The sequence below is a fragment of the Mycolicibacterium sp. XJ870 genome (genome assembly GCF_053483975.1).
On the sequence record NZ_JBEFTI010000007.1, the window covers coordinates 60505 to 82790 of the forward strand.

General features: G+C 65.0%; 24 protein-coding genes and 1 tRNA gene. 13 read left to right on the top strand and 12 right to left on the bottom strand.

The features are described from left to right. Positions 1-655 precede the first annotated feature (655 nt). On the top strand, positions 656-2107 hold the full coding sequence (gjpA, locus tag ABQF30_RS22525) for an outer membrane porin GjpA (RefSeq protein ID WP_448467931.1): 1452 nt from the start codon (positions 656-658) through the stop codon (positions 2105-2107). 89 nt (positions 2108-2196) lie between these two features. Beyond that, the gene (gene ku, locus ABQF30_RS22530) at positions 2197-3108 is read left to right on the top strand and encodes a non-homologous end joining protein Ku (protein ID WP_448467933.1); all 912 of its coding nucleotides are present in this window, start codon (positions 2197-2199) and stop codon (positions 3106-3108) included. 7 nt (positions 3109-3115) lie between these two features. Here the strand turns inward: ku and ABQF30_RS22535 are convergent, their stop codons facing one another. Next, positions 3116-3583, bottom strand: a complete 468-nt coding sequence (locus ABQF30_RS22535) for a glucose-6-phosphate dehydrogenase (RefSeq protein WP_448467935.1) — start codon at positions 3581-3583, stop codon at positions 3116-3118. A 243-nt stretch (positions 3584-3826) separates the two neighbouring features. On the opposite strand from ABQF30_RS22535, the gene ABQF30_RS22540 reads away from it, so the two are divergent. From ABQF30_RS22540 to ABQF30_RS22565, 6 genes are all read left to right on the top strand, one after another. Beyond that, complete coding sequence (locus ABQF30_RS22540) at positions 3827-4618, top strand: SDR family oxidoreductase (protein WP_448467937.1); 792 nt, start codon at positions 3827-3829, stop codon at positions 4616-4618. A 7-nt stretch (positions 4619-4625) separates the two neighbouring features. Continuing rightward, a complete protein-coding gene (locus tag ABQF30_RS22545) occupies positions 4626-5702 on the top strand; it encodes an NAD(P)H-dependent amine dehydrogenase family protein (RefSeq protein WP_448467939.1) in 1077 nt (358 codons plus the stop codon). A gap of 24 nt (positions 5703-5726) precedes the next feature. Then, the gene (locus ABQF30_RS22550) at positions 5727-5993 is read left to right on the top strand and encodes a hypothetical protein (protein ID WP_448467941.1); all 267 of its coding nucleotides are present in this window, start codon (positions 5727-5729) and stop codon (positions 5991-5993) included. 262 nt (positions 5994-6255) lie between these two features. Next, positions 6256-6558, top strand: a complete 303-nt coding sequence (locus ABQF30_RS22555) for a hypothetical protein (protein WP_448467943.1) — start codon at positions 6256-6258, stop codon at positions 6556-6558. Positions 6559-6634: 76 nt separating this feature from the next. Next, entirely contained in the window at positions 6635-7861 is a 1227-nt protein-coding gene (locus tag ABQF30_RS22560; RefSeq protein WP_448467945.1) for an Nramp family divalent metal transporter, read from the top strand. Further along, on the top strand, positions 7862-8908 hold the full coding sequence (locus ABQF30_RS22565) for a poly-gamma-glutamate hydrolase family protein (RefSeq protein WP_448467947.1): 1047 nt from the start codon (positions 7862-7864) through the stop codon (positions 8906-8908). Here the strand turns inward: ABQF30_RS22565 and ABQF30_RS22570 are convergent. Further along, complete coding sequence (locus ABQF30_RS22570; RefSeq protein ID WP_448467949.1) at positions 8905-10002, bottom strand: glutamate--cysteine ligase 2; 1098 nt, start codon at positions 10000-10002, stop codon at positions 8905-8907. The two genes, ABQF30_RS22565 and ABQF30_RS22570, sit on opposite strands and share 4 nt — an antisense overlap. Positions 10003-10063: 61 nt before the next feature. Between ABQF30_RS22570 and ABQF30_RS22575 the strand changes: the two genes are divergently transcribed. Next, entirely contained in the window at positions 10064-10879 is an 816-nt protein-coding gene (locus tag ABQF30_RS22575; RefSeq protein ID WP_448467951.1) for an LLM class F420-dependent oxidoreductase, read from the top strand. A gap of 71 nt (positions 10880-10950) precedes the next feature. Here ABQF30_RS22575 and ABQF30_RS22580 read toward each other — a convergent pair whose 3' ends face one another. From ABQF30_RS22580 to ABQF30_RS22600, 5 genes are read right to left on the bottom strand one after another with little or no spacing between them, the layout of a single operon-like run. Continuing rightward, entirely contained in the window at positions 10951-11868 is a 918-nt protein-coding gene (locus tag ABQF30_RS22580) for a hypothetical protein (protein ID WP_448467953.1), read from the bottom strand. Next, complete coding sequence (locus tag ABQF30_RS22585) at positions 11865-12920, bottom strand: NlpC/P60 family protein (RefSeq protein ID WP_448467955.1); 1056 nt, start codon at positions 12918-12920, stop codon at positions 11865-11867. The genes ABQF30_RS22580 and ABQF30_RS22585 overlap by 4 nt, the downstream gene beginning before the upstream one ends. 23 nt (positions 12921-12943) lie before the next feature. Further along, positions 12944-13426: a poly-gamma-glutamate biosynthesis protein PgsC/CapC gene (locus ABQF30_RS22590; protein WP_448467957.1), complete on the bottom strand. Its 483-nt coding sequence runs from the start codon at positions 13424-13426 to the stop codon at positions 12944-12946. Continuing rightward, a complete protein-coding gene (gene pgsB / locus ABQF30_RS22595; protein WP_448467959.1) occupies positions 13420-14607 on the bottom strand; it encodes a poly-gamma-glutamate synthase PgsB in 1188 nt (395 codons plus the stop codon). Before pgsB ends, ABQF30_RS22590 begins: the two co-directional genes overlap by 7 nt. Before the next feature lie 6 nt (positions 14608-14613). Further along, positions 14614-16647, bottom strand: coding sequence for a hypothetical protein (locus ABQF30_RS22600; protein WP_448467961.1), 2034 nt, complete (start codon positions 16645-16647; stop codon positions 14614-14616). 731 nt (positions 16648-17378) lie between these two features. On the opposite strand from ABQF30_RS22600, the gene ABQF30_RS22605 reads away from it, so the two are divergent. Further along, a tRNA-Arg gene (locus ABQF30_RS22605) sits at positions 17379-17451 on the top strand. Between the two features lie 103 nt (positions 17452-17554). On the opposite strand, the gene ABQF30_RS22610 is transcribed toward ABQF30_RS22605, so the two are convergent. Continuing rightward, positions 17555-17746 carry a hypothetical protein gene (locus ABQF30_RS22610; protein WP_448467963.1) on the bottom strand — a complete coding sequence of 64 codons (192 nt, stop codon included), beginning with the start codon at positions 17744-17746 and terminating at the stop codon, positions 17555-17557. Positions 17747-18170: 424 nt separating this feature from the next. On the opposite strand from ABQF30_RS22610, the gene ABQF30_RS22615 reads away from it, so the two are divergent. Beyond that, on the top strand, positions 18171-18410 hold the full coding sequence (locus tag ABQF30_RS22615; protein WP_448467965.1) for a hypothetical protein: 240 nt from the start codon (positions 18171-18173) through the stop codon (positions 18408-18410). A gap of 394 nt (positions 18411-18804) precedes the next feature. Further along, a complete protein-coding gene (locus ABQF30_RS22620; protein WP_448467967.1) occupies positions 18805-19254 on the top strand; it encodes an Hsp20/alpha crystallin family protein in 450 nt (149 codons plus the stop codon). Here ABQF30_RS22620 and ABQF30_RS22625 read toward each other — a convergent pair. Continuing rightward, positions 19251-19856 (bottom strand): GNAT family N-acetyltransferase, encoded by a 606-nt coding sequence (locus ABQF30_RS22625; RefSeq protein WP_448467969.1) that lies wholly within the window; start codon positions 19854-19856, stop codon positions 19251-19253. The two genes, ABQF30_RS22620 and ABQF30_RS22625, sit on opposite strands and share 4 nt — an antisense overlap. Next, complete coding sequence (locus ABQF30_RS22630) at positions 19853-20275, bottom strand: hypothetical protein (protein ID WP_448467971.1); 423 nt, start codon at positions 20273-20275, stop codon at positions 19853-19855. Before ABQF30_RS22630 ends, ABQF30_RS22625 begins: the two co-directional genes overlap by 4 nt. A 19-nt stretch (positions 20276-20294) precedes the next feature. Between ABQF30_RS22630 and ABQF30_RS22635 the strand changes: the two genes are divergently transcribed. Further along, positions 20295-20741 carry a cupin domain-containing protein gene (locus ABQF30_RS22635; RefSeq protein WP_448467973.1) on the top strand — a complete coding sequence of 149 codons (447 nt, stop codon included), beginning with the start codon at positions 20295-20297 and terminating at the stop codon, positions 20739-20741. Here ABQF30_RS22635 and ABQF30_RS22640 read toward each other — a convergent pair. Both ABQF30_RS22640 and ABQF30_RS22645 read right to left on the bottom strand, forming a co-directional pair. Beyond that, the gene (locus ABQF30_RS22640; protein WP_448467975.1) at positions 20731-21456 is read right to left on the bottom strand and encodes a 3-keto-5-aminohexanoate cleavage protein; all 726 of its coding nucleotides are present in this window, start codon (positions 21454-21456) and stop codon (positions 20731-20733) included. The two genes, ABQF30_RS22635 and ABQF30_RS22640, sit on opposite strands and share 11 nt — an antisense overlap. Before the next feature lie 29 nt (positions 21457-21485). Continuing rightward, the gene (locus ABQF30_RS22645; RefSeq protein WP_448467977.1) at positions 21486-22259 is read right to left on the bottom strand and encodes a VOC family protein; all 774 of its coding nucleotides are present in this window, start codon (positions 22257-22259) and stop codon (positions 21486-21488) included. Positions 22260-22286 lie beyond the last annotated feature (27 nt).

Below are 22286 nucleotides of genomic sequence, written 5' to 3' on the forward strand. Positions count from 1 at the left end.
AGCGACGAGCAAGCGCATCGTGGACATGTGCAAGTGAGCGTCGCGCGCTATGGCGGGACGTGTGTCGACGGCGGTACTGGTGTCGGCTCTAACCGTCGCGTCGGCGGGCGCTGACCTGGAAAAATCGTGCCGTCTAGAGGCATATCTGAAAAGTGGAACGTGTTCATTTCCGCCGCTTTCCTGCGCGTTGGCAGTTTGCTGACTACCGCGGTGGGTCAGTCATCTTCGACAGATCGCCGACCAGTCGGTTGAGAGCTGTGCAGATCCGACGACCGTGCCGCACTCCGTCTGAGGCGAACTCGAGAATGCCCTTTTGGGTCACGACGATGAGTAACGGCGATGGATAGTTAGCAAAAGCAATGGAAGTGAAACGTGCTGTTGGGTCGGTCGCCTAGAGCGCCCTACACACTTCAGCAATGCATGGAACGTGTTGCAAAGTTGCGTCACCCTGTAGCGATCGCAACAGCCAGCAAAAGGCTCCCCGGGATGCTGCCGCAAGCAGCACCTTTACGTGACATGGCCAAGATGCAACATCCGGCGACCAGACGCATACAGCGGGACAACTGCCGTCAATTAATTTGCGCGTTTCGAACTACTCAGGTTCTTCTCAGGCTACGTTTCAGGCGTCAAAGACCTCAACGTGAGGAGTCGTTCAATGCTTCAATCCCTACGCCTATTCGCCACCGCCGGTGTGGCGCTAACAGCGGCTGGTGCCATCGCGGCGGCACCAGCCATCGCGCCAACACCACCCGACATACAGGTCCCGAGGATCGCGGCAGCCCAGGTCGCGCTGGCGGCCGAAACCGATTTCTTCGGCCGATGGGTCGAAGTGTTCAACACCACTTCCGAGAACGCGACCAAGGTCTCTCAGTTCTCCTTCGAAGCCCCCGGCGCGGCACTGCAGCAGGCGATTGTCAACCAGGCCGGCTACTTCGGGGATGTGCTCAACGACCCGGCCAGCATCGGTATCGTCTTCCAGACATTTGGCGAGAACATGCAGAAGGCCTTCAACATCGCCACGATGCAGGGCCTGCCCGAAGACATCAACCAAGCGATCCCGATCCTCGCTCTGAGTAATGACCCAGCCCATGCGATCGTCGTGGGGTTTGTGCCGGGGTTCCTGCCGGAGGGGACGCCGGAGGTCGTCATACCGTTGGTGCATTTCCTGGCATCACCGATCACCGGTGTCATGATCGGTTTCGCGGGACCGCTGATCAGCCCGGCCGTGGCAGCCCTCAACAGCATCATGGCCGGGGATCTGCTCAACCTTCCCGCCAACGTCGTCGACGGCTTCTTCAACGGGGCCACCCTCAACCTCGACGCGCTGTTGCCGGCAATCAATGGAGCGGGCGTGCTGCCGGAAGGCACCACGGTCAACAGACTGGGGATCGCGTTCGGCGGGTTGTTCAGCCCTGGGGGCACAGGAAAAACCGTCGGCGGCCCAATAGGCGTAGGGTCCGTCGGCGGCTCGATCTTCAACTCCGTTGACGTGTCGATCACAAGTGAGCTCGCCCCCGGCTTCCCCATAACCCTGGACGCTCCAGGTGTGGGGATCGGCCCCTTAGGGGCGATGGCGAACCTGTCACAGATGATCGCGGGCGCGATCGGCTGGGACGGCGACGGTAACCCGTTGACCAAGCTGACCTTCCCGGGAATTGAGACCGAGCCCTCCGGCGGCGCGCCGAGCGTTCTGTCGGCGATTGATGTCGACGACAGTCCGGCGGTGCTGGCTTCTAAGGGGTCATTGGATACCGATACTGAACCAGCCGCCGCCGAGGAACCTGCCGCGGAGCCTGCCGCCGAAGAAGGCACGGATGAAAGCGGTGACGCGCAGGTGGTCAAGGCCTCCACCGGTGCTACCGACCTGTCCGACGGCAACAAGGCCGAGCCGGGCAAGGCCGGGACCACCTCATCTCGCCCGGGCGAGAAGTTGCGCACGGCGGTCAAGGAGTTCCGCAGCGACGTCCGCAGCACCGTCAAGGACGTCCGCAGCGGTATCCGCGCGGCCGTCAAGAATGTCAGCGGAGGCGCCGACAAGACCGGGGCCGACGACGCCGGCAGCGGAGCTGAGTCCGCTAATGCCGGAGGCGACGACAGCAGCAGCTGAGGCCCGAGTCAGTTGGCCCCCGTCCGCCACGGGCGGGGGCCAACTGCAAGGCGACGCCATGGGCGAACCTGGTACGCCATACTGGCCTTATGCGATCCATCTGGAAGGGTTCGATCGCCTTCGGCCTGGTGAACGTGCCGGTCAAGGTCTACAGCGCGACCGAGGACCACGACATCAAGTTCCATCAGGTCCACGCCAAGGACAACGGGCGCATCCGCTACAAGCGGGTCTGCGAGGTCTGCGGCGAGGTCGTCGAATACCGCGACATCAACAAAGCCTTCGAATCCGACGATGGGCAGATGGTGGTGATCACCGACGAGGACATCGCCACCCTGCCCGAGGAACGCAGCCGTGAGATCGAGGTGGTCGAGTTCGTCCCGGCCGAACAACTCGATCCGATGTTGTACGACAAGAGCTACTTCCTTGAGCCGGACTCGAAGTCGTCCAAGTCGTATGTCCTGCTGGCCAAGACCCTTGCGGAGACCGACCGCATCGCCATCGTGCACTTCTCGCTGCGCAACAAGACCCGGCTGGCGGCGTTGCGGGTCAAGGACTTTTCCAAGCGCGACGTGATGATGATCCACACCCTGCTGTGGCCCGATGAGATCCGCGACCCCGATTTCCCGGTCCTGGACAAAGAAGTGCAGATCAAGCCGGCTGAGCTGAAGATGGCCGGTCAGGTGGTGGAGTCGATGACCGACGACTTCAAGCCCGACGAGTTCCGCGACGACTACCAGGAGCAGCTGCACGAATTGGTCCAGGCGAAACTCGAAGGCGGCGAGGCATTCTCCGTCGAAGAGCAGCAACCCGCCGAACTTGACGAGACCGAGGACGTATCAGATCTGCTGGCCAGGCTGGAAGCGAGCGTCAAGGCCCGAAGCGGGGGCGGCGCGGACAAAGACGGCGAAAAGGGCGACTCCAAACCCGCCAAGAAAGCGCCTGCCAAAAAGGCGGCCGCGAAGAAGGCGCCGGCCAAGAAGGCCGCGGCCAAGAAGTCGTGAGCAAGGGTTAGACGGTCACGTTGACGCGTAGCGCCTGGTGCTCGTCGAGGATCCGGCGCAGCGCCGCATCCATCGGGTGCGCGGCGGCGAGGTCATGGCTGCATCGCCTGTCCACCGCGACGACTTCTCCCGGATGCAGCGCAACGTGTTCGACCTGGTCGACGAACCCGTCGAACACGGCAGCCGGGGTCGCCAGATAGTGCAGCGCATGGTGCGAATCCCTGAAGCTGGCGGCGTACATCAACCCGAATTGGGTGATCACGAACAGCTCCGAAGCGATGCCGGGGTGGAGTGCCTCGGCCCTGCTCCACACCATTGCGGCGTGCCGAGCCTCCGACAATCGATCCTGGACGTCGTCGGTCGAGGTCATCAGCCGATGGACAAGCGATCTGCCGGTCTGCGGATACTCGTCGATCGCTGGTCTGAAGTACCGCTGGAAGATCTCGCCGAAGACGTCGTGCGCCTGATCGTTCATCGCGGCTCCCCACGTTGATGCGGATAACCTCAATTGTGCTCCCTCACCGGCTTGAGGTAGCGCCGATCGATCAACAACCCACAGAGATTGCAACCAGGGACAGAATCGGCGCGGGATTTGTCCCTGGTTTCAATCTCGGTGCTGTCGTAGGGTTCAGCCTCGAATTAGAACGTGTTTCAGAAAGTCCCCCAACGCCCCGCCGCCGACTGCTACCGTGACGCCCGTCAAGCGAACGGAGCGCACGTGATTCTGGACAGATTCCGCCTCGACGACAACGTCGCAATCGTCACCGGCGCAGGCCGCGGACTGGGTGCCGCGATGGCCTTGGCTTTCGCCGAAGCCGGTGCGGACGTGGTCATCGCGGCCCGCACCCAATCCCAACTCGAGGAAGTCGCCGAGCAGATCACGGCGACCGGCCGCAAAGCCCACATCGTCGTCGCCGACCTCGCCCACCCGGAGGACACCGCCAAGCTCGCGGCCGAGGCCGTCGGTGCTTTCGGCAGACTAGACATCGTCGTCAACAACGTCGGCGGCACGATGCCGAACGCACTCCTGGGCACCTCGACCAAAGACCTCAGAGACGCGTTCACGTTCAACGTGTCCACCGCGCATGCGCTGACGAGCGCGGCCGCGCCACTGATGTTGGAGCACTCCGGCGGCGGCAGCATCATCAACATCACCTCGACCATGGGCCGACTCGCCGGACGCGGATTCGCCGCATACGGCACCGCCAAGGCCGCGCTGGCGCACTACACCCGACTGTCCGCTCTGGACCTGTGTCCGCGCATCCGCGTCAACGCCATCGCGCCGGGCTCGATCCTGACCTCGGCGCTGGACATCGTGGCCTCCAACGACGAATTGCGCGAACCGATGGAGAAGGCGACACCTATGCGCCGCCTGGGTGATCCACAAGATATCGCCGCTGCCGCAGTCTATTTAGCCTCGCCTGCGGGCAGCTACCTGACCGGCAAGACGCTCGAGGTCGACGGCGGCCTCACCTTCCCCAATCTCGACCTGCCCATCCCGGACCTGTGAGGAACTTATGACCATCAAAGTCGCCGCCATCGGCACCGGCAACGTCGGCCGCCACGCGCTCAAACAACTCATCACCAACCCGGCCTACGAGCTCACCGCGGTGTGGGTGTCCTCGTCCGACAAAGCCGGTAAGGACGCGGGAGAGCTTGCCGGGCTGGATGTTTCGACGGGCATCCAGGCCAGCACCGATCTCGATGAATTGTTGGCGACGAATCCCGAATGCGTGGTTTACACCGCGATGGCCGACAACAGGCTGCCCGAGGCGCTTGAGGATTACCGTCGCATCCTGGCCGCGGGCATCAACGTGGTGGGCAGCGCCGCGGTGTTCCTGCAGTACCCGTGGCAGGTGTTGCCGGCAGAACTCGTCGGGCCCATCGAAGAAGCCGCACAACAAGGAAAGTCGAGCCTGTTCGTGAACGGCATCGACCCCGGCTTCGCCAATGACCTTCTCCCCCTTGCCCTTGCGGGCACCTGCCAGAGTATCGAGCAACTCCGCTGCATGGAGATCATCAACTACGACACCTATGACAGCGCGACGGTGATGTTCGACGTCATGGGGTTCGGCAAGTCACTCGACGAAACGCCGATGCTGCTGCAGCCCGGCGTGCTCAGCCTGGCGTGGGGTTCGGTGGTGCGGCAGCTCGCAGCGGGCCTGGGGATCGAACTCGACGAGGTCACCGAGGAACACACCCGGGTGCCTGCGCCGGAGGATTTCGAGATCGCGGCCGGGCATATCGCCAAAGGCACCACCGCCGCGTTGCGTTTCGAGGTGCGCGGTATGCACGACGGGAAAGTTGCGGTGGTGCTTGAACACGTGACTCGGCTGCGGGATGACCTGTGCCCGGAGTGGCCGCAGCCCGCGCAAGAGGGCGGTTCGTACCGGATCGAGCTGACCGGTGAACCGTCCTACGCCCTGGACCTGTGCCTGAGCAGCCCCAACGGCGATCACAATCACGCCGGTCTGGTGGCCACGGCAGCGCGCGTCGTCAATGCGATTCCCGCGGTGGTTGCCGCAGCCCCGGGCATCAGAACAACTCTCGACTTGCCACTGATCACTGGCAACGGGCTGTACGCTGCGGGGTAGTCACCTGTCTGAAGGGACACTCTGATGACGTTCCGGTTCACCACGCTTGTCGGATGTTTACTCGCGGGCGGCGCGTCGGCAGCAATCGCCATGGCACCGTTGGCCGCAGCCGAGCCCGTCGACCCCAAAGCCCCACACCTGCTGCCCCAGTGTGAAGTGACCGGCGGCAGTTCGGTGGAGGGCGGCCAGACCACCGAATGCGCGACGGAAGGCAACGTGGAGATCGACTCGACGCCGCCCCAGCCGGGCTACGGCATGTTCCCTTGGGACGACGAGTACTTCATCCTCTGACGGACGTAGACTTGCTCTAGCGATCGGAGCAGGTCATGACAAATAAATCCCGGCATCTCACCGCAGTATTCGCCGCCTTCGGCATAGCGCTACTGGCGGCACCGGTCGCCTCGGCAGCACCGCAGTGCACCAACACCGGCCCGACCACCACGCAATGCGAAACTAACGGCAGCACCCAAATTGTCACGTCGCCGCCGGCGACGAACTTCGGACCCTGGTACGGCTGGGGATGGGGAGGGATAGTCATCGGATGGTGAAGATCGTGAAGATCCTCGCAAAGACAGCCGGCGCAACGGTATTGGTCGGCGCATTCACAATGCTCGGCACACCGTCGGCCGGAGCGCAGCCTGAGTGCGTGGACGTCGGTGGGGCCACTCGCTGTTCGAACCCCGGAAACGTGCAGATCAACGCCACGCCGACGCAGACCGGCCCGTACCTTCCGTACGGCTGCGTCGCCGCGTATTCGGCGCTCTGCTACGAGGGGTTGCCCGGTATCCACATCGATACCAGCGACCACAACGGTGGCGGTGGCGGTGGTGGCGGACGCCATCCCCACCACCGCTGACCCGCCCTAGCCCCAACAGCAGGTTTCGGCTAACCTAACTTTCCTATTCGCCTATCCGGATAGGAAGCTGGGTTCGTTGTTGGAAGACACAAAGGTGCATGCGAGGCCGAGCTGGCTGCTGCTCGGGCCGGCCTTCGTCGCCGCGATCGCCTACGTCGACCCCGGAAATGTCGCCGCGAATGTCAGCGCGGGCGCGCAGTTCGGTTTCCTGCTGGTCTGGGTGATCGTCGCGGCGAATGTCATGGCCGGGCTGGTGCAGTACCTTTCGGCGAAACTGGGCCTCGTCACCGGCCGGTCGCTGCCCGAGGCCGTTGCCGACCACACCCGCACCCCGAGCCGCATCGCGTACTGGCTGCAGGCCGAATTGGTCGCCATGGCAACCGATCTAGCCGAAGTGGTGGGCGGTGCCATCGCGCTGTACCTGTTGTTCGACCTGCCGCTGCTGGTCGGCGGGGTCATCACCGGCGCGGTGTCGCTGGTGCTGCTGGCCGTGCAGAACCGCCGCGGGCAGCAGATGTTCGAGCGGGTGATCAGCGGCCTGCTGTTGGTCATCGCCATCGGCTTTCTGACCAGCCTGTTCGTCGAGACCCCGCCTGCCAGCGCGGTCGCCGAAGGGCTGATCCCCCGGTTCGAGGGCGCCGAGAGCATCTTGTTGGCCACCGCAATGCTGGGTGCGACGGTGATGCCGCACGCGGTTTACCTGCACTCCGGCCTGGCTCGCGACCGCCACGGCCATCCCGAACCCGGACCGCGGCGCCGCATGCTGCTGCGGGTCACGCGGTTGGACGTCGGCCTGGCCATGCTCGTCGCCGGTGCGGTGAACCTGGCCATGCTGCTGGTGGCCGCGACCAACCTGCAGGGCCGCGACGACACCGACTCGATCGAGGGCGCCCACGCTGCCGTCCGCGACACCCTCGGCCCGACCGTCGCGCTGCTGTTCGCCATCGGGCTGCTGGCCTCGGGCCTGGCCTCGACCTCTGTCGGCGCATATGCCGGCGCGATGATCATGCAGGGCCTGCTGAAGCGGTACTACCCGCTGCTGCTGCGCCGACTGGTCACCTTGATCCCGGCACTGGTCATCTTGGCGATCGGCGTCGATCCCAGCCGTGCCCTGGTGCTCTCCCAGGTGGTGCTCTCGTTCGGCATACCGTTCGCACTCATTCCGCTCATCCGGCTGACCAGCAACAAAGCCCTGATGGGAGCCGACGCCAACCACCGGGTGACCACGGCACTTGGCTGGCTGGTGGCCGGACTTATTACTGTGCTCAACGTGGTGCTGATTTATCTGACCGTCACGGGCTGAATGCTTCACACGTACTTCGCCTACGGCTCGAATCTGTGCGTGACACAGATGGCTCACCGCTGCCCGGGCGCCATCGACCCCATGCCGGCCCGGCTGGACGGTCACGACTGGCTGATCAACCAACGCGGCGTCGCCACCGTCGAACCATTCGACGGTTCACACGTGCACGGCGTGCTGTGGCGGGTCACCGACCATGATCTGGACGCGCTGGACAGTGCCGAAGGAGTGCCGGTCCGGTACCGCCGCGACCGGCTGACCGTGCACACCGTCAACGGCCCGACGGATGCCTGGGTCTACATCGATCACCGCGTCGACCCGGGCCCGCCGCGACCGGGCTACCTGGAACGCATCCTGGCCGCCGCCGTGCATCACGAGCTGCCGCACCGCTGGATCGAGTTTCTGCGCCGCTGGGATCCGGTCCACTGGCCACAGCGCGGCGCCGCTTCGAATAGCCCGGCACCCCAATCGCTTTCGGATCTGCTCACCGAGCCGGGCATCGTCGAATCCAGCACGCTGCGCTCGCGGTTCGGCTTCATGGCGATTCACGGCGGCGGGCTGGAGCAGATGACCGACGTGATCGCCGAGCGCGCCGCCGACGCGTCGGGGGCATCGGCGTACGTGGTGCGCCACCCCGACCACTATCCGCACCATCTGCCGTCGGCCCACTATCTGGCACCCGAATCCGAACGGCTGTCGGCCTTCCTCGATCACGTCGACGTGGTGGTGTCGCTGCACGGATATGGCCGCATCGGTCGCAGCACGCAGTTGCTGGCCGGCGGCCGCAACCGGGCCCTTGCCGAACACCTCGCCCGCCACGTCGCCATACCCGGCTATCGCGTGGTCACGGATCTGGGCGCCATCCCCCGCGAACTGCGCGGGCAGCACCCCGACAACCCGGTCAACCGGGTCGACGGCGTACAGCTGGAGTTGCCCGCACGCGTGCGGGGGCTGAGCCCGCGAAGCCCGGTTCCCGGCCACGACGGGCTGTCCCCGGTGACGACGGCACTGGTCGACGGGCTGGCCTCGGCAGCACGCAGTTGGACCTAGGTAGTCGTCGTCGCGGCCGCCAGTTCGGCGATGACGTCGGCGACTTCACCGCGCCGCCGCCATGCCTGCCGCTGCCGCATCGCCCCGTTGCCCTGCTCGGCGATGCGCGCCAACTCGTCACGGGCCATGTCGTAATCGCCGAGCGCTTCCAGTGCGGGCCGCACCCGCTCGATGAGACCCTCCACCAAGGCCCTGGTCGGCGCCGTCGCGTGGCTTTCCATCAAATCGATCGCCTCACCGGCAAGGCCGTCGTGAGCAGACTTCCAATACGCCGCCCGCAGCACATAATCCGTCATCGGCGGTGTTGGTTCGCCGTTCTCGTGGGCGTCGAGCGCCGTCATGACGCTTGCTCTGATCAGGGTCGCGAGCAACACCGTCTCGGCCACCGTGGCAGGCACGTCGGACACCCGCACTTCCACCGTCGGGAAATTGGCGGACGGTCGTACATCCCAATAGATCATTCCGTCGTCCAGCACCGCACCGGCCTGGTGCAGCATTTCGACAGTGGCGTCGAACTGTTCGACCGAGTCGAAGTACGGTGGCGGGCCCGCGCTCGGCCACCGCGTCCACACCATGCTGCGGAAGCTCGCGTAGCCGCTGTCGGTGTTGCGGTAGATCGCGGAGTTGGCGGTCAGGGCCAGAAACAGGTGCAGCCACGGGCGGATCCGGTTGCTGACGTGCAGGGCGGCCTCGCGGCTGGGCACGGCCACGTGCACGTGGCAGCCGCAGATGCCCTGCTCATGGGCGATCATTCCGAACTGTTCACCGATCCTGCGGTAGCGCGGCGTGGGGGTGATCGGAAACTTGTGCGGCACTGTCGGTGGCAAGGCGACCGCCAACAACCGTGCCCCGTTCGCTTCCGCCGCCTCGGTCGCGATCCGCCGTAGCCGGCCTAGTTCGGTACGCAACTCGCCGCTGCTACTCATCACGTCGGTGGTGGTTTCGACCTGACAGCTGGTCAACTCGAGCTGCAACTCGACGCCATGGTTTTTGGCGTAGCCGGCGACGGCCTTGTTGCGGGCGACGGGTTCGCCGTGTTGCGGGTCGACGAGTAGGAACTCCTCTTCGACGCCGATGGTGGGGTGGCTGCTCACGGCTGAGGATTGCCCGGTGCACGGTTTACCAAACATTGGGTGCCGCACCTAGGATCGGGTGATGCCCAACGATTTCCGCTTCGGCGTCAGCCTGCGCGCAGCCGAGTCACAAGCACAGCTGGCCGACGCGGCGGGCCAGGCCGAAGATCTCGGATTCGACGTGCTGAACGTGCCGGATCACCTCGGTGCCCCCGCACCCTTCCCCACCCTGATGACAGCGGCGAACGCCACCAGCACCCTGCGGATCGGGACGTTCGTGCTCAACGCCTGCTTCTACAAGCCGGCGCTGCTGGCCCGCGATGTGCAGGCGCTGCGGGATCTGTCCGGCGGACGGTTGGACCTCGGACTGGGCGCCGGATATGTGCGGGAAGAGTTCGAGGCGGCCGAACTGCCGTTCCCGAGCGCGCGCGAACGCATCGAATACCTGCGGCATGTGACCGAGCACATCAGCGAGCACCTGCCCGACGTGCCGATCTTCATCGCGGGCAACGGAGACAGGCTGCTGACGGTGGCCGCCGAGACAGCCGACATCGTCGGGTTCACCGGCGGGGATCACGTCGACGGAGATCCGCTGGCGGAACGAATTGCCTTCCTGCGCAAGGCAGCCGGCGACCGCTTCCCGAGCCTGGAACTCAACATCGCGATCACTGCGATGCCCCGAGCCGACTCGGAGATGCCCAATCTGTCGATCCCCCGGCACTTTCTGCCCGGGCTCACCGACGAGCAGTTGCTGCGGCATCCGGGCGTACTGTCGGGCTCGATCGGGGCGATGGCCGACCGACTGCGAGAACTCCGCGAGGTGTACGGGATCAGCTATTTCATCGTCCAGGCAGCGCACACCGAGACCTTCGCGAAGGTGATCGCCGAACTGCGGTGACAGTTCCCGCACCGGCTCCCCCGCGCCGACCACGCCGATCTTCGCCGAGTTGCCCCTGACGTAACTCCTGGTCAGTCGACGTCGATCAACGCACCGGCGAGAGCGGCCACGACGGCACTGCGTCTCGTCGGATCCATCCGCGTTGTGTTGTTGAGCTCGAGATGTACAAACGGTTGACCGCGGCGGGCCGCGGCTTTGCCCTGCACATTCCGCCGCCCTTCCAACTCGGGGCACCTTTGCTTCCACGCACGGCACACCTCAAGGTCGGCGTCGTCGAGCGCCGCGGCGAGTCTCTTACTGCGTGCGCCCACGTCCGCGGCGCCGGTGGAGATCACCGCATCCTTGCCACGCAGGCTGTCGTCGGCGAACCCGTGCAGTTGCAATTGGAACGATCCACGCTCGGCCAAAGTGTCGGCGAGTGCGCCGAACAGTGAATCTCGCTGGTGCGCAACATCAGCGGCACCTCCCGCTGCCCTCCGATGCGCCCCCGCTATCAGCAACGCCGACCCTGGTACGGCACGGAACACCGCGAGACCGATCTGTTCGGTGTCGCGGTCCGCGCGGGGATGCGGGACCTCGATCAATACGTCTGGTGGGCCGGTCCCCGGCGCGATGATCAACAGGCCCCACGCGCGGTCGGTGTCCATTTCTGCGGCCGCCAGGATGCAGTCACGACGCGAGGGTTCATCGTGGATTCGTTCGAGGGTGAAACCCAGCTTGCCGAAATCGGTTCCGGCGGCGCCCACGTCACCGCTCATCAGATGCTCGACGGCGGTGATCCCCTGGCGGACTTCCGTTTCCGTCACACCACGGTAACGCTGACCGGGGTGCAGGCGCTGGGCCAATGCGGTCACGTACTCGTCAAGCGACTCCGGGGGGTGCGTATTCGGTGTCGTCCCGCAGGCCGCGAGTGCCCCGACCGAGGTGGCTCCAGCGAGCGCGCCGAGAAATCGGCGGCGGTCGAGGTCCAGCGAATAGGGTGATCTCACAAACGTTTCACGCTCCGAAAAGCTGCAGCGTAATCTCCACCGCCGTCGAGTACCGCCGCTCCTCCCGTGTCGCCCATGGTGGGGCCGTCGGCAGACCTCCTGCTGGAAATGAATCGGTGGTGATCACCGTCGTCTACGCCCAGATAGATGCCGACGTGATCGACCCGCCGGTCCGGGTCGGTGTTGAAGAAAACCAGATCACCGGGTTGCAGCAGTCCGAAGTCACTCACCGGCAGGCCACGGTCCGGCACGACGACGGTGCCCGGTGATTCCGCGGCGATGTCGCCGGTGCCGCGCGGTATGCCGCCTGCGGCTCCGTCGTCGCTGCCGGCGGCACGCAGTGGCATTGCCGACCGATATCCGAACACCAACCGGACGAACCCAGAATCGTCGACCGCACCGCTGCGCGCCGGGTCGGGCAGTCCGACGCCCCCGTCCGGAAACGTCCAGGGCAACCCGAGGTAATCGTAGAAGTCGGACCGCTCGACCCTGCCGTCGACGTTGACGTCCAGCTTCCCGTACCGCGCATCGCCGCAGTAGCGGTGTCCTTGTGCGTCAACATGTTCAGGGCTTCCCGGCAGATACTGCGAAGCCGCGGCGAGAACGTCTGGACTCCGGTCGTGAAGTGCCGTGTCGAGCCAAGGCCGAAACCACGGTTCCTGTTCGGCACCGTGCATCCACGCGTGCGGCAGGATCCGCACCCAGGACTGTGTGGTGACTGACGCCGACGTCGTCGACGGCTCTGCGAACCTGCGGGTCGGACCCACCACGTTCGCCGTTCGGGCTCCGTCCGTCAGCATCGCGACGACTCGGCCGGCGCGATCGGTCACGACAGTTCGGGGCGGGTTCGCCAAACGCTGATACTGGACATCGCCCGAAAACGCGGCAGCTTTGTGAATCATCGGTGCGGCGACCGGCCCTTGCGCCGGCACTTCCCCCGGTCCGCCCCCGGCGTGATCGCGGAGCATTCCCGTCGTGATGCCTGCGACACCGAGAAGAATGCCGGTGGCGGTGAACGCAATTCGCTTGACGGTGTTGCGGTGAAGGTTCATCAGCGTGTCTCCTCGTCACAGATTCAAGCGGTAGGGACCAGTCCGAGCAGGATTCCGCTCGCCAGCACGCCGTACGCGGCGAGACTGACCGCCGTGGTACACGCGATCGTGGCGGCGCGCGGCTGTCGGACCAGTTGGTACCCGATCAGCCCCGGAATGATGAACCCCAGCGTCTGATGCACGAACAACAACGGAAAGTCGTTGTGCACCAGCAGAAAAAGGCCGGTCGAGAACACCACACTGACCATGATCACGGAGGCGAACAGCCGCTTGCCGTAGAGAATAACCACGCGTTGGAGAATCAGTGTCGATAGATAGGTGAGCACCGTGATGCCGGCGATGAGGGCGACCTTGCGAGGGTCTTCGGTCACCGTTACGGCGAGCCAGCCAGGCGTGATCATTCCGCCCGGGGACAGATTGGTGGTGAGGTAACAGACGAACGCGAACATGAGTCCGATGGCCAGGGCAATGGTCGCGACTTCCGGCGCAAGTGTCCCCGTCAGCATGCGTTCTCCAGGGCGGCAGGGAGCCGTTCGACGTACTCGAGGAGCACTTCACCCTGCCCATGGATGTTGCCGATGGTGACGACAGACCCGGCGCCATCCTCCGTCGCGAAGGCGTCGACGACCTCGTCATACTTCGGCCGGCTACCGAAATCGGCGATCCTGTCTGTGATCTCGCGTGGGACGGTGACCCGAGCCGAGCGGGTCGGATCGCCGATCAGGATGATCTTGTCGGGCTGCAGCTCTCCCGTCAGCTCGCCCATCTGGCCGTTTCGTTCGATCCGGTCAGGACGGCAGTTGATCACGATATTGAGTGGCCGGGCGATGAGTCCTCGCTCGGTCAACTGCCGGATGTTCATCAACGTGGAGGCCGGATCATTCGCGGCGAACAAGTTGGCGAAGGACAACCGCCGGCCGTTCACTGCGTAGTCATGGACGGCGACAGTACCCGGATCCGGCGGTGACGTGATCATTCCGCGCAATGCCGATTCGCCGTCTAATCCGCATAATTCGGCAACCTTCAACGCGATGGCTATGTTCTCCTTGAACGTGATGAAGGGGAAACTGCCGACGACGTCGTCGCCGATCTCGTCTGGATCGACCTGGATGAGTCGGCAACCGCGCCGGGCCGCCTCGGCACGCAGCACTTCGATCTGATCCTGTTCGGCCGTGATACAAACGCCTCCTTTGGGCATCGATCGTGACAACGATCGCGCGATGTCCTCCAACGTGGGCCCCATCTCGGCCAGATGGTCTTCGCGGACATTGCAGATGACGCAGATCGTCGAATGGATCAGCTTGCGCTCGTTGATCTCCTGCAGGTCCGGCAGCACCGCCATGCATTCGATGACCAGTGCATCGGGACGGTAGGCGGCAGCTTGACGCACGATGCCTACCTGTTCGATCACGTTGGCGAGACCGAACTTCCGATAGATCGTCGTGTCCACCCCGTCGGGTGGGATGAAGCGGGCCGCGGTGCCGGTCGTCTTGGCAACCGTGACAATCCCACCGCCTCGTAGCGCACCGGCACACAACCGCGTTATCGAGCTCTTTCCGCGAATTCCGTTGATCACTATCCGATTCGGAATGCTGTGCAAGTTCCGGTAATGCCTGCGTTGCTCGATGATCCCGCCCACGAGCAGGACCAAGCAGCCGGACAGATACACCACAAACAGGAACGTCAACGCCGCTCACTTCCGCTTCAGACAGTGGTTCAACCCGGCCATCACCGCACCCACCTCGTCGAGTCGTCGGGGTGGCGGGCAGTTCCCGAGAACGCGGTCGGTCGACGCCGATGCGTTCGACGCGAGCCAGTCGGCAAGCCGTTGCAGCGGCTGAATCGTCGTCACGTAACCCCAGGCCAGCAGACCCAGGCAGGCGAGTGCGGTGATGCCGACGATCACCGTGGTAGCGCGACCGACAGGGTCAACGGTGTAGCGCGCGGTGGCCACTTCCCGGTGCTGCAGCACCACCCAGCCGAGTTTGGCAGTGGCATCGGTCTGGCCGATGCGTTGGGTGGCGACGAGTTCTTCTGCTCCGCTGGTCCTTTCGATCTCGGTCAGGGGCGCCACCGTCGCGTCTACCGCGGCTTGGCGCAAGACTGGGTCATCCAAGGTGCTGAACGAGACGTATCCATCAGAGCCGAGGACGGTGCGGATACCCCCGTCGAATACTCGCGTCGGGCGATCTGCATGCCGCAGCATGGTATTCAGCGTGCGCGGATCGAGTTCCGCGATCACGGTGAACCGTCCGTCGTGGGTGGGTGCCGCCGCGGTGACGATCGGTTCCGACCCCGACTGATTTAGCTGTGCCAGCGGAGTCGCCGGAACGGTTTCGGCGCGTGGATATTCGCCCGCCACGGCGACGATGTTGGTGGCGGCATCCCGGACATACACCGAGCGGAACGCAGGACGTGATGCGTGCATGGCGCTGACCTCTGCCGCCCAGTCGGACCGGGCCTCGCCAACCGTCGGTGAGGCCGACGCCTGGACTGCCGCAAGCCCTTCGGTCAGCGTGCGTTCAAGACGTTCGGCAGTGTCCTCCACCGTGGCTCGGCTGCGCTCCACCAGTACGTCGGTCCGTGCCGCTTGCTGCGTGTGTACCGCCGCGAATCCACCAGCCAGCGCCGCGATCACGACCGACCCGACCACCGCAAGGACGGCAACGCCGCCGAGTGTCAAGCGAGGTACCACTGAGGGAGCCAGATCGCGGGTGCCTGCCGCGGTGAGCGGCAAACGCGCCGCAAATCGTGCGATGAGATCTACTTGACGCAACCGCGATCGGCGGATCCAACTGCGGGCCTCGTGACCCGCGTCGACGTCGGTGACGAGCCGGTCGACGTCGTCGCGCAGTCGCCGAATCGGCCGGACGAACAGCGCGGCCAGCATCAGAAATCCCAGAACACCGCCGGCCGCGACGGCGACAGCCGCCATTCCCCCTGGATCTGTCGTTGCGCCCGGCGCAAGTGTCACCGCACGGACCACCAGCGCCGCAAGACCACTGGTCCCGGCAACGCCGTTCACAGGCGCCCCACCAACCGCGGCAACGCGTTCGGGTGGTGGGGCTGCTGCAGAGCCAGGAATCGCGAACACGTCCGCTGCGGACTGCGGCGGTACCAATTGCGAATTGTCGACCGCAAAACCCGCCTGGCCGCGCGCGACGCCCGCCGCGGCAGCCTGCACCACAGTTGTCGGAGCGTCGGGAGCGCCGGCCGACTGGGCGACGATCCCGCCGTCCGGACGCGCCAGCAGCACCCGCTGGTCGGGCGGCGCACCAGGGATGCGGGGTGCACTCAACCGCAGTGAGCCGATCAGCACCCGTTCGGGGGATATCGGTACCGAAACGATCAGTTGGTCATCGGCAAGGGTTGACTGCGGACGGTCGGGCAGAGCCGACAGAGGCGATGGAAGCGGAACGTCGTCGCCGCGGTCCCTGAGCACCTTGCCCGTGACGCGGTCGACGAGCGCGAGACCGTTGATGTTGTCGTTTGCCCGAGTCATCTCACGGAGGGACTTCCGCCCGGAACCGGCGGCCAGCGCATCGCGCTGAAGCTCGGCCGACTGAACAAACAGGTCAACCGGCGCGGCGAACGCGGCGGCTGCGTCGCTCGCCGCCACACGCAGTTCCTCAGACGCCGAAGCCGGTACCTCCGGGATGGCCGGGCTCCGCAGAAACACGAGAGCGGCCGAGGCGACAAGCATGACGGCAAGCAAGAAGACGGGCACGGTCGTTACCGATGCCGGGAAGCGCGGCGCCGGAAATCGGTGCGCGTTGACAGGGTGCGCGTTGACAGGGTCTGCGTCCTGCGATGTAGGGGCAGGCCCATCCAGGTCGACGTTCACCACTGCGGATCCGCCGGAAAATCGCGACGAGCAGGCACAACAGCGACACGTCGACGCACAGCCCGTAAGCCTCCCAAATGCCTTTGAGCACAACCGGATTTCAACGATGTTGCGCCACGATAAACACGAATGCACCGTCCTTTTCAAGACCGGTGTGGGTCAGCTCACCGTGAACATTCGGCAGCGGGGCGCCCAACCCTCCCTTAACCCGCCAAAGGAACGCCGATGCAATCCGCCGCGAAAGTGCCGGTGCAGCACCATAATCACCGTGCACATCGCCATGCTGCGCCAAACGACGCCTGACGTTGGCCGACGCGTTGTGTATGGTCGGATTCAAGATGGCCGCGGATCGAGGCGGCCAGACCTGACATCGGTGGATGTTGTTATCCGACAGGCGATTACACTCACGCTACCGCGAAATATCTTGCGCTGCAACGGAATGATTTACTTTTGGCAAAACATGGCGAGCACCCGGCGGCGCTCTGAACTCGCCACCTGCCACGCGACACCATTCATCGCAAACAATGGTCACGCCGCGATAGACGCCCACCGCATGGGAGCGATAACTCGGTGTTCAGGCATACAGTGGCTTCGGTAAGCTTCCAAGGTCCCTGGCCCCCGTAGCTCAGGGGATAGAGCACGGCTCTCCTAAAGCCGGTGTCGCAGGTTCGAATCCTGCCGGGGGCACAGCACAGCCCGCACCTCGAGCGCTCTAGCGGGCCTCACCCACCGCCACGCGAGTGAACTTCGGGGCGCTGATGCTCCTATCAGCCCAGACCGTTGGACAAGATCATGGAGCCACCGATTTCACGAGCGCGACCACGCCTGCCTTGGCCGCCGCATAGTGCCCGGAGTTGGTGGCCCCGGTCCCGGCGACGATCGAGGAAGTCGCCACGATGTGGGCCGCGATATCGCACACGACGAAGTCGGCGCCTTCCCGCGCCAGCGCCGTCGCATGCCCGGCCCTGACCACGAGCACCACCGGTGATCAGCGCAACCTTGCCGTCGAGCGCACCCCTACACACACCTCTCCTCAAGTCCGTCCTCAAGCAACCGACGGTTGAGACCACCGGAATGCGGCGAAACTCATCGAGCGTCGGCCGCCGGGCCGGTTGGACGACACATTCCGGCCAGCTAACGACGCGACCGGTAGCGGGGTATCCGGCAGACCAGGCCGTCGAAGTCCACCGGCACCCCGACGCCGGCAGGACACGAGGACGTCTCATTTTGATTAGATTCGACCCGCAAACGCGCGCAATCGGTCTGACATGTACAACCGCTATGAGAGCAAAGTGATTGCAGCGCTTCAGCTCAGCCCCTTCACAGGAATATCGTGAGGTGTACTAAGGTTAATTTCAGACGGGGGTTTAGAGCTCGTACTAGGCAAACAACCCGGAGGTGGGGAAATGATCCGTTCGAAACTGAAGCGGGCCGCTGTTATCGGGCTCGGCGCGCTGGCTGTGCCGGCAGGTGTGGCAGTCGCTGCTGCGGCTCCGGCGGCGGCAGGTCCCGAGATCTGCGCGACCGGGCCGTACGGCTTCGTAAGCGCTTGCGTGGAGGGCCCCGGTTGGGTTCGCCCGTGGTACGACGACGGCCCACGCTGGCACGGTCGTGGTCACGGCCACGGTCACGGTCACGACGACTGAGTCCGTTCAGCTAGATCACACGTAACGCCGCGGCGGCGATCCGGAAGGATCACCGCCGCGGCGTTGTGCGTGGTGCGGTTGCTGTGGACTCATCGCCACCTCTCGGCCAACGGCCGAAACGTGCCGGTGCGACCCACGTCCCACGGGAACCGCCGTGCCCAAGCCCGGCCGCCGTTAGACAGGCTCCCAATTGAACACAACGCCAGTTCCGGCGACCCGACAGACGGCCGCCACCAATGCCTTTGCGACCAGGGCTTTGATCGCATTCAGTGGAGCAGAAACACCCAAAAACGTTCTAGCACTCTCCCATCGAGAGTGCTAATATCGGCGTTGCACAGTGATTGGCTGCCCGCCAGGGTGGCGGGCTCTTAGTCGACACAGGAGGTGAATTACTGTGCTTCGTTTTGATCCGTTCAGTGATCTCGATGCGTTGACCAGGAGTTTGCTGTCAGGCGATGCCGGGTCTACACGCACACCCAGGTTCATGCCGATGGACCTGTGCAAGATCGACGACCACTATGTCCTGACGGCGGACCTGCCCGGCGTCGATCCGGGTTCGGTCGACGTCAGCGTCGACAACGGCACTCTGACCATTGCGGCGCAACGGACCGCCCGCACGGAAGAATCGGTGCAGTGGCTCGCCACCGAGCGCTTCTTCGGCAGCTATCGGCGCCAGATGACCCTGGGCGACGGTATCGATACGTCCGGAATCTCCGCCACCTACGAAAACGGCGTGCTGACCGTCACCATCCCGGTGGCCGAACGCGCCCGGCCGCGCAAGATCGAAGTGGCTCGTGGCGATAGCCGAAGGTCCATCGAAACCAACACCGTCGATGCCGACTAGGTAGTCAAACCGCGGCGGTCCAGCCTGAACTTCAGGTTGGACCGCGCCGCGGCCCACTCGATGTCGAGGATCGAGTAAACGACAGTGTCGCGACGGGTGCCGTCGGCGGCGATCTGGTGGCTGCGCAGCACCCCGTCCAGTTTGGCGCCCAACCGTTCGATCGCCGCGCGACTGGCGAAGTTGAAGAAGTGGGTGCGGAATTCAACTGCGACACAGTTCAACTCATCGAACGCATGGCCAAGCATCAGTAGCTTGGTTTCGGCGTTGACGCCGGTTTTGCGGACGTCGGCGACATACCAGGTGTGCCCGATCTCCAACCTGCGATTGGCGTCGTCCACGTTCAGGTAACTGGTCGAGCCCACCAGCCTGCCGTCGAGGCTGCGCACCACGAAGCTGAGGCCGTCATCGGCTGCCCGTAGTTCGAGCATGCGCTCGACCCATGGTTCGGCCGCGCCGGGCTTCGGCGTCATCGTGTACCACAACGTGCCCAGCTCACCGTCCAGTGCGGCCGCGTCGATCTCCGGGATGTGTTCGCGGGTCAACGGTTCCAGCGTCACCCACCGCTGCCCGGTCAGCATCACGGGTTTGACGAACTCGCTCATGACCGCCTTCCAAAGGTGGACAGCAGGGCCCATATCGAGCAGACCGCGGCAACCACCGCCAGGCCGCCACCGACGTAGAGCCCGTAGCCCGCGCCCACCGGCGGTTTGACGTTGAGGGTGTAGTACCACACCGTCAGCACCACCAGCAGTAGCGAAATGAGTAGTCCCACAGCGGCTGCGACCCTTTCCGACAAGCCCTGCCCCGCCATGGCGCCCGCCACGATCAGGCTCGAGCCGAGCAACACGATGAGCTGGCCCGCCCCGAACCCCGGCGGCAAGACGATGCTGCCGACCGCGCCGCCGATCGCGTTGGCCCGGCCACCGCCGTCGGCACTAGTGGTCAGCCACGGCAGCCATGCGGTGATCACCAGGACAGCCGCACACAGTGCCACCAGCCAGCCTGGACGCAGACGAACCATACCGACGAGACTATCGGGTGTGACCGAACTACCCGACTGGGCCAGGCGGCTCGACCTCGCCCCGCATCCCGAAGGCGGCTGGTACCGGGAAACCTGGCGCAGCGAGTTGGCCATGAGTCAGTCCTCGCTGCCATCGGGCTACACCGGGCCGCGTAGCGCCGGCACCGCGATCCTGTTCCTGCTCATGCCGGGGCAGCAATCGGCATGGCACACGGTGCGTAGTGCCGAGCTGTGGTTCCACCATCGTGGCAGCCCACTGATTCTGGAGATCGGCGCAGAACAACACAGCGCGGCAACACATGTGCTGGGTCCCGACATCTCCGCCCGGCAGCAACCGCAACTGGTGGTGCCGCCGGGGCACTGGCAACGAGCCCGGCCCCGCGACGACGAGCCGGCCCTGGTCAGTTGCGTGGTGATACCTGGTTTCGACTTCGCCGACTTCGCGCTGGGCGCGACTACCGACTGAGCAGCGCCACCGCCGCTGCCACGAGCGCTGCGTTGTCCGGTGCGGCGGCACCGCCCGGTAGCAGCAGAGTGTCCTCCAGCCCGATGCGGGCTTGCACACCCTTTGCGCCGGCGTGTTCCAGTAACGGCCAACAGCTTTCGTCCGTACCGTGCAACAACACCGGGGCCGGCGACCCGGCGACCATCACCTGGCCGAGCATTTCGTCGGCAAGTTCGGTGTCACCGTCGGGCGGCAGTTCGATCATCACGCGCATGCAGTGCTCGGCGAGATCGGAGCTAGCCCACGATGCCGCCGCCTCGGGGTCGAAAAGTCCGGCTTCGACACCGATGCCCTTGTCCAGGAGCAGCCGGGCCAACTCCTCGGCACCCGGTTCGTGCCAGTTGACCGACGCGAAATCTGGCAGCGCATCCCAGCCCTCAACGGCCTGCAGCCGGGCCTGCGGATCGGGAAGCGCCCAGTAGCCCGTCGTCACGCCCAGCGGCAGGCCCGGGACAGCGTGGCGTACGGCCGCGACGGCCGCCCCCACCACCTCAGGCGTCAGCGAATCCACACCGCCGGCGGACTTGGGATGCAGGTGTACCGCGACCGCCCCGGCGCGATGGGCCGCGACGGCCGCATCGGCCAGCTGGCCGGGTGTCACCGGGAGGGCGGGGTGCTGATCCGGGGTGCGCGCGCCGTTGATGCATGCTTTCAGGTAGATCGCGTGACCAGGCATGCTTCATCTTTACCCCGGACGGCACGAACTCAGTCCTGCAGGGACGACAGGTTGAACCCTGCTCCGGTCGGGTCGGTCACCGCGGCCAGCCGACCGTAGGGCGTGTCCTCGGCCGCACGCACCACCGTGCCGCCGTTTTCGACGACCAGCTCGACGGTCTTGTCGACATCCTCGGCGCCCAGAAAGACGGTCCAGGTACTCGGGACGCCTTCCGGCAGGAACTCGCTGCCGTCCATCACGCCAAGCAGTTCCTCGCCGTCGAATACTGCTGTGCTGTAACGGAACTCGTCAGTGTCCGACACGGTCTGGGTGGTCCAGCCGAACACCTTGCGGTAGAAATCCAGCGATCCCGCATAGTCGCGCGTGGTGAGCTGGAAATAGAGCGGTGCGCCGGTCTCATTGAACGCCTGATAGCCGGGATGCCCGGTCGGCTGCCACAGCCCGAAGAACCCACCGCTCGGGTCCGTCATCATCGCCATCCGTCCCTTCTCGGGTACGTCCATGACCCCGCCGCAGTTGCTGCCGCCGGCTTCAGCGGCCGCCGCGACGGTCGCGTCGGCGTCGGCGGTGTGCAGGTAGGTGGTCCACATGTCCGGCGAGTTCCACTGCGGGTCGTTGCGCATGATGCCCGCCACCACGCGGCCGTCGAGCAGTGCGCTGGTGTAGCCGCCGTACTCGTCGCCGCCGGTTTCAAACGTCCAGCCGAACACCGCACCGTAGAACTGCTTGGCGCGCTCGACGTCGGAAGTGGTCAGGTCGAACCAGTTGGGCGCGCCCAGCGGCGTGCTCTGACGGGTAACCACGATGGTGTCTCCTTCACGGGTTTTCGG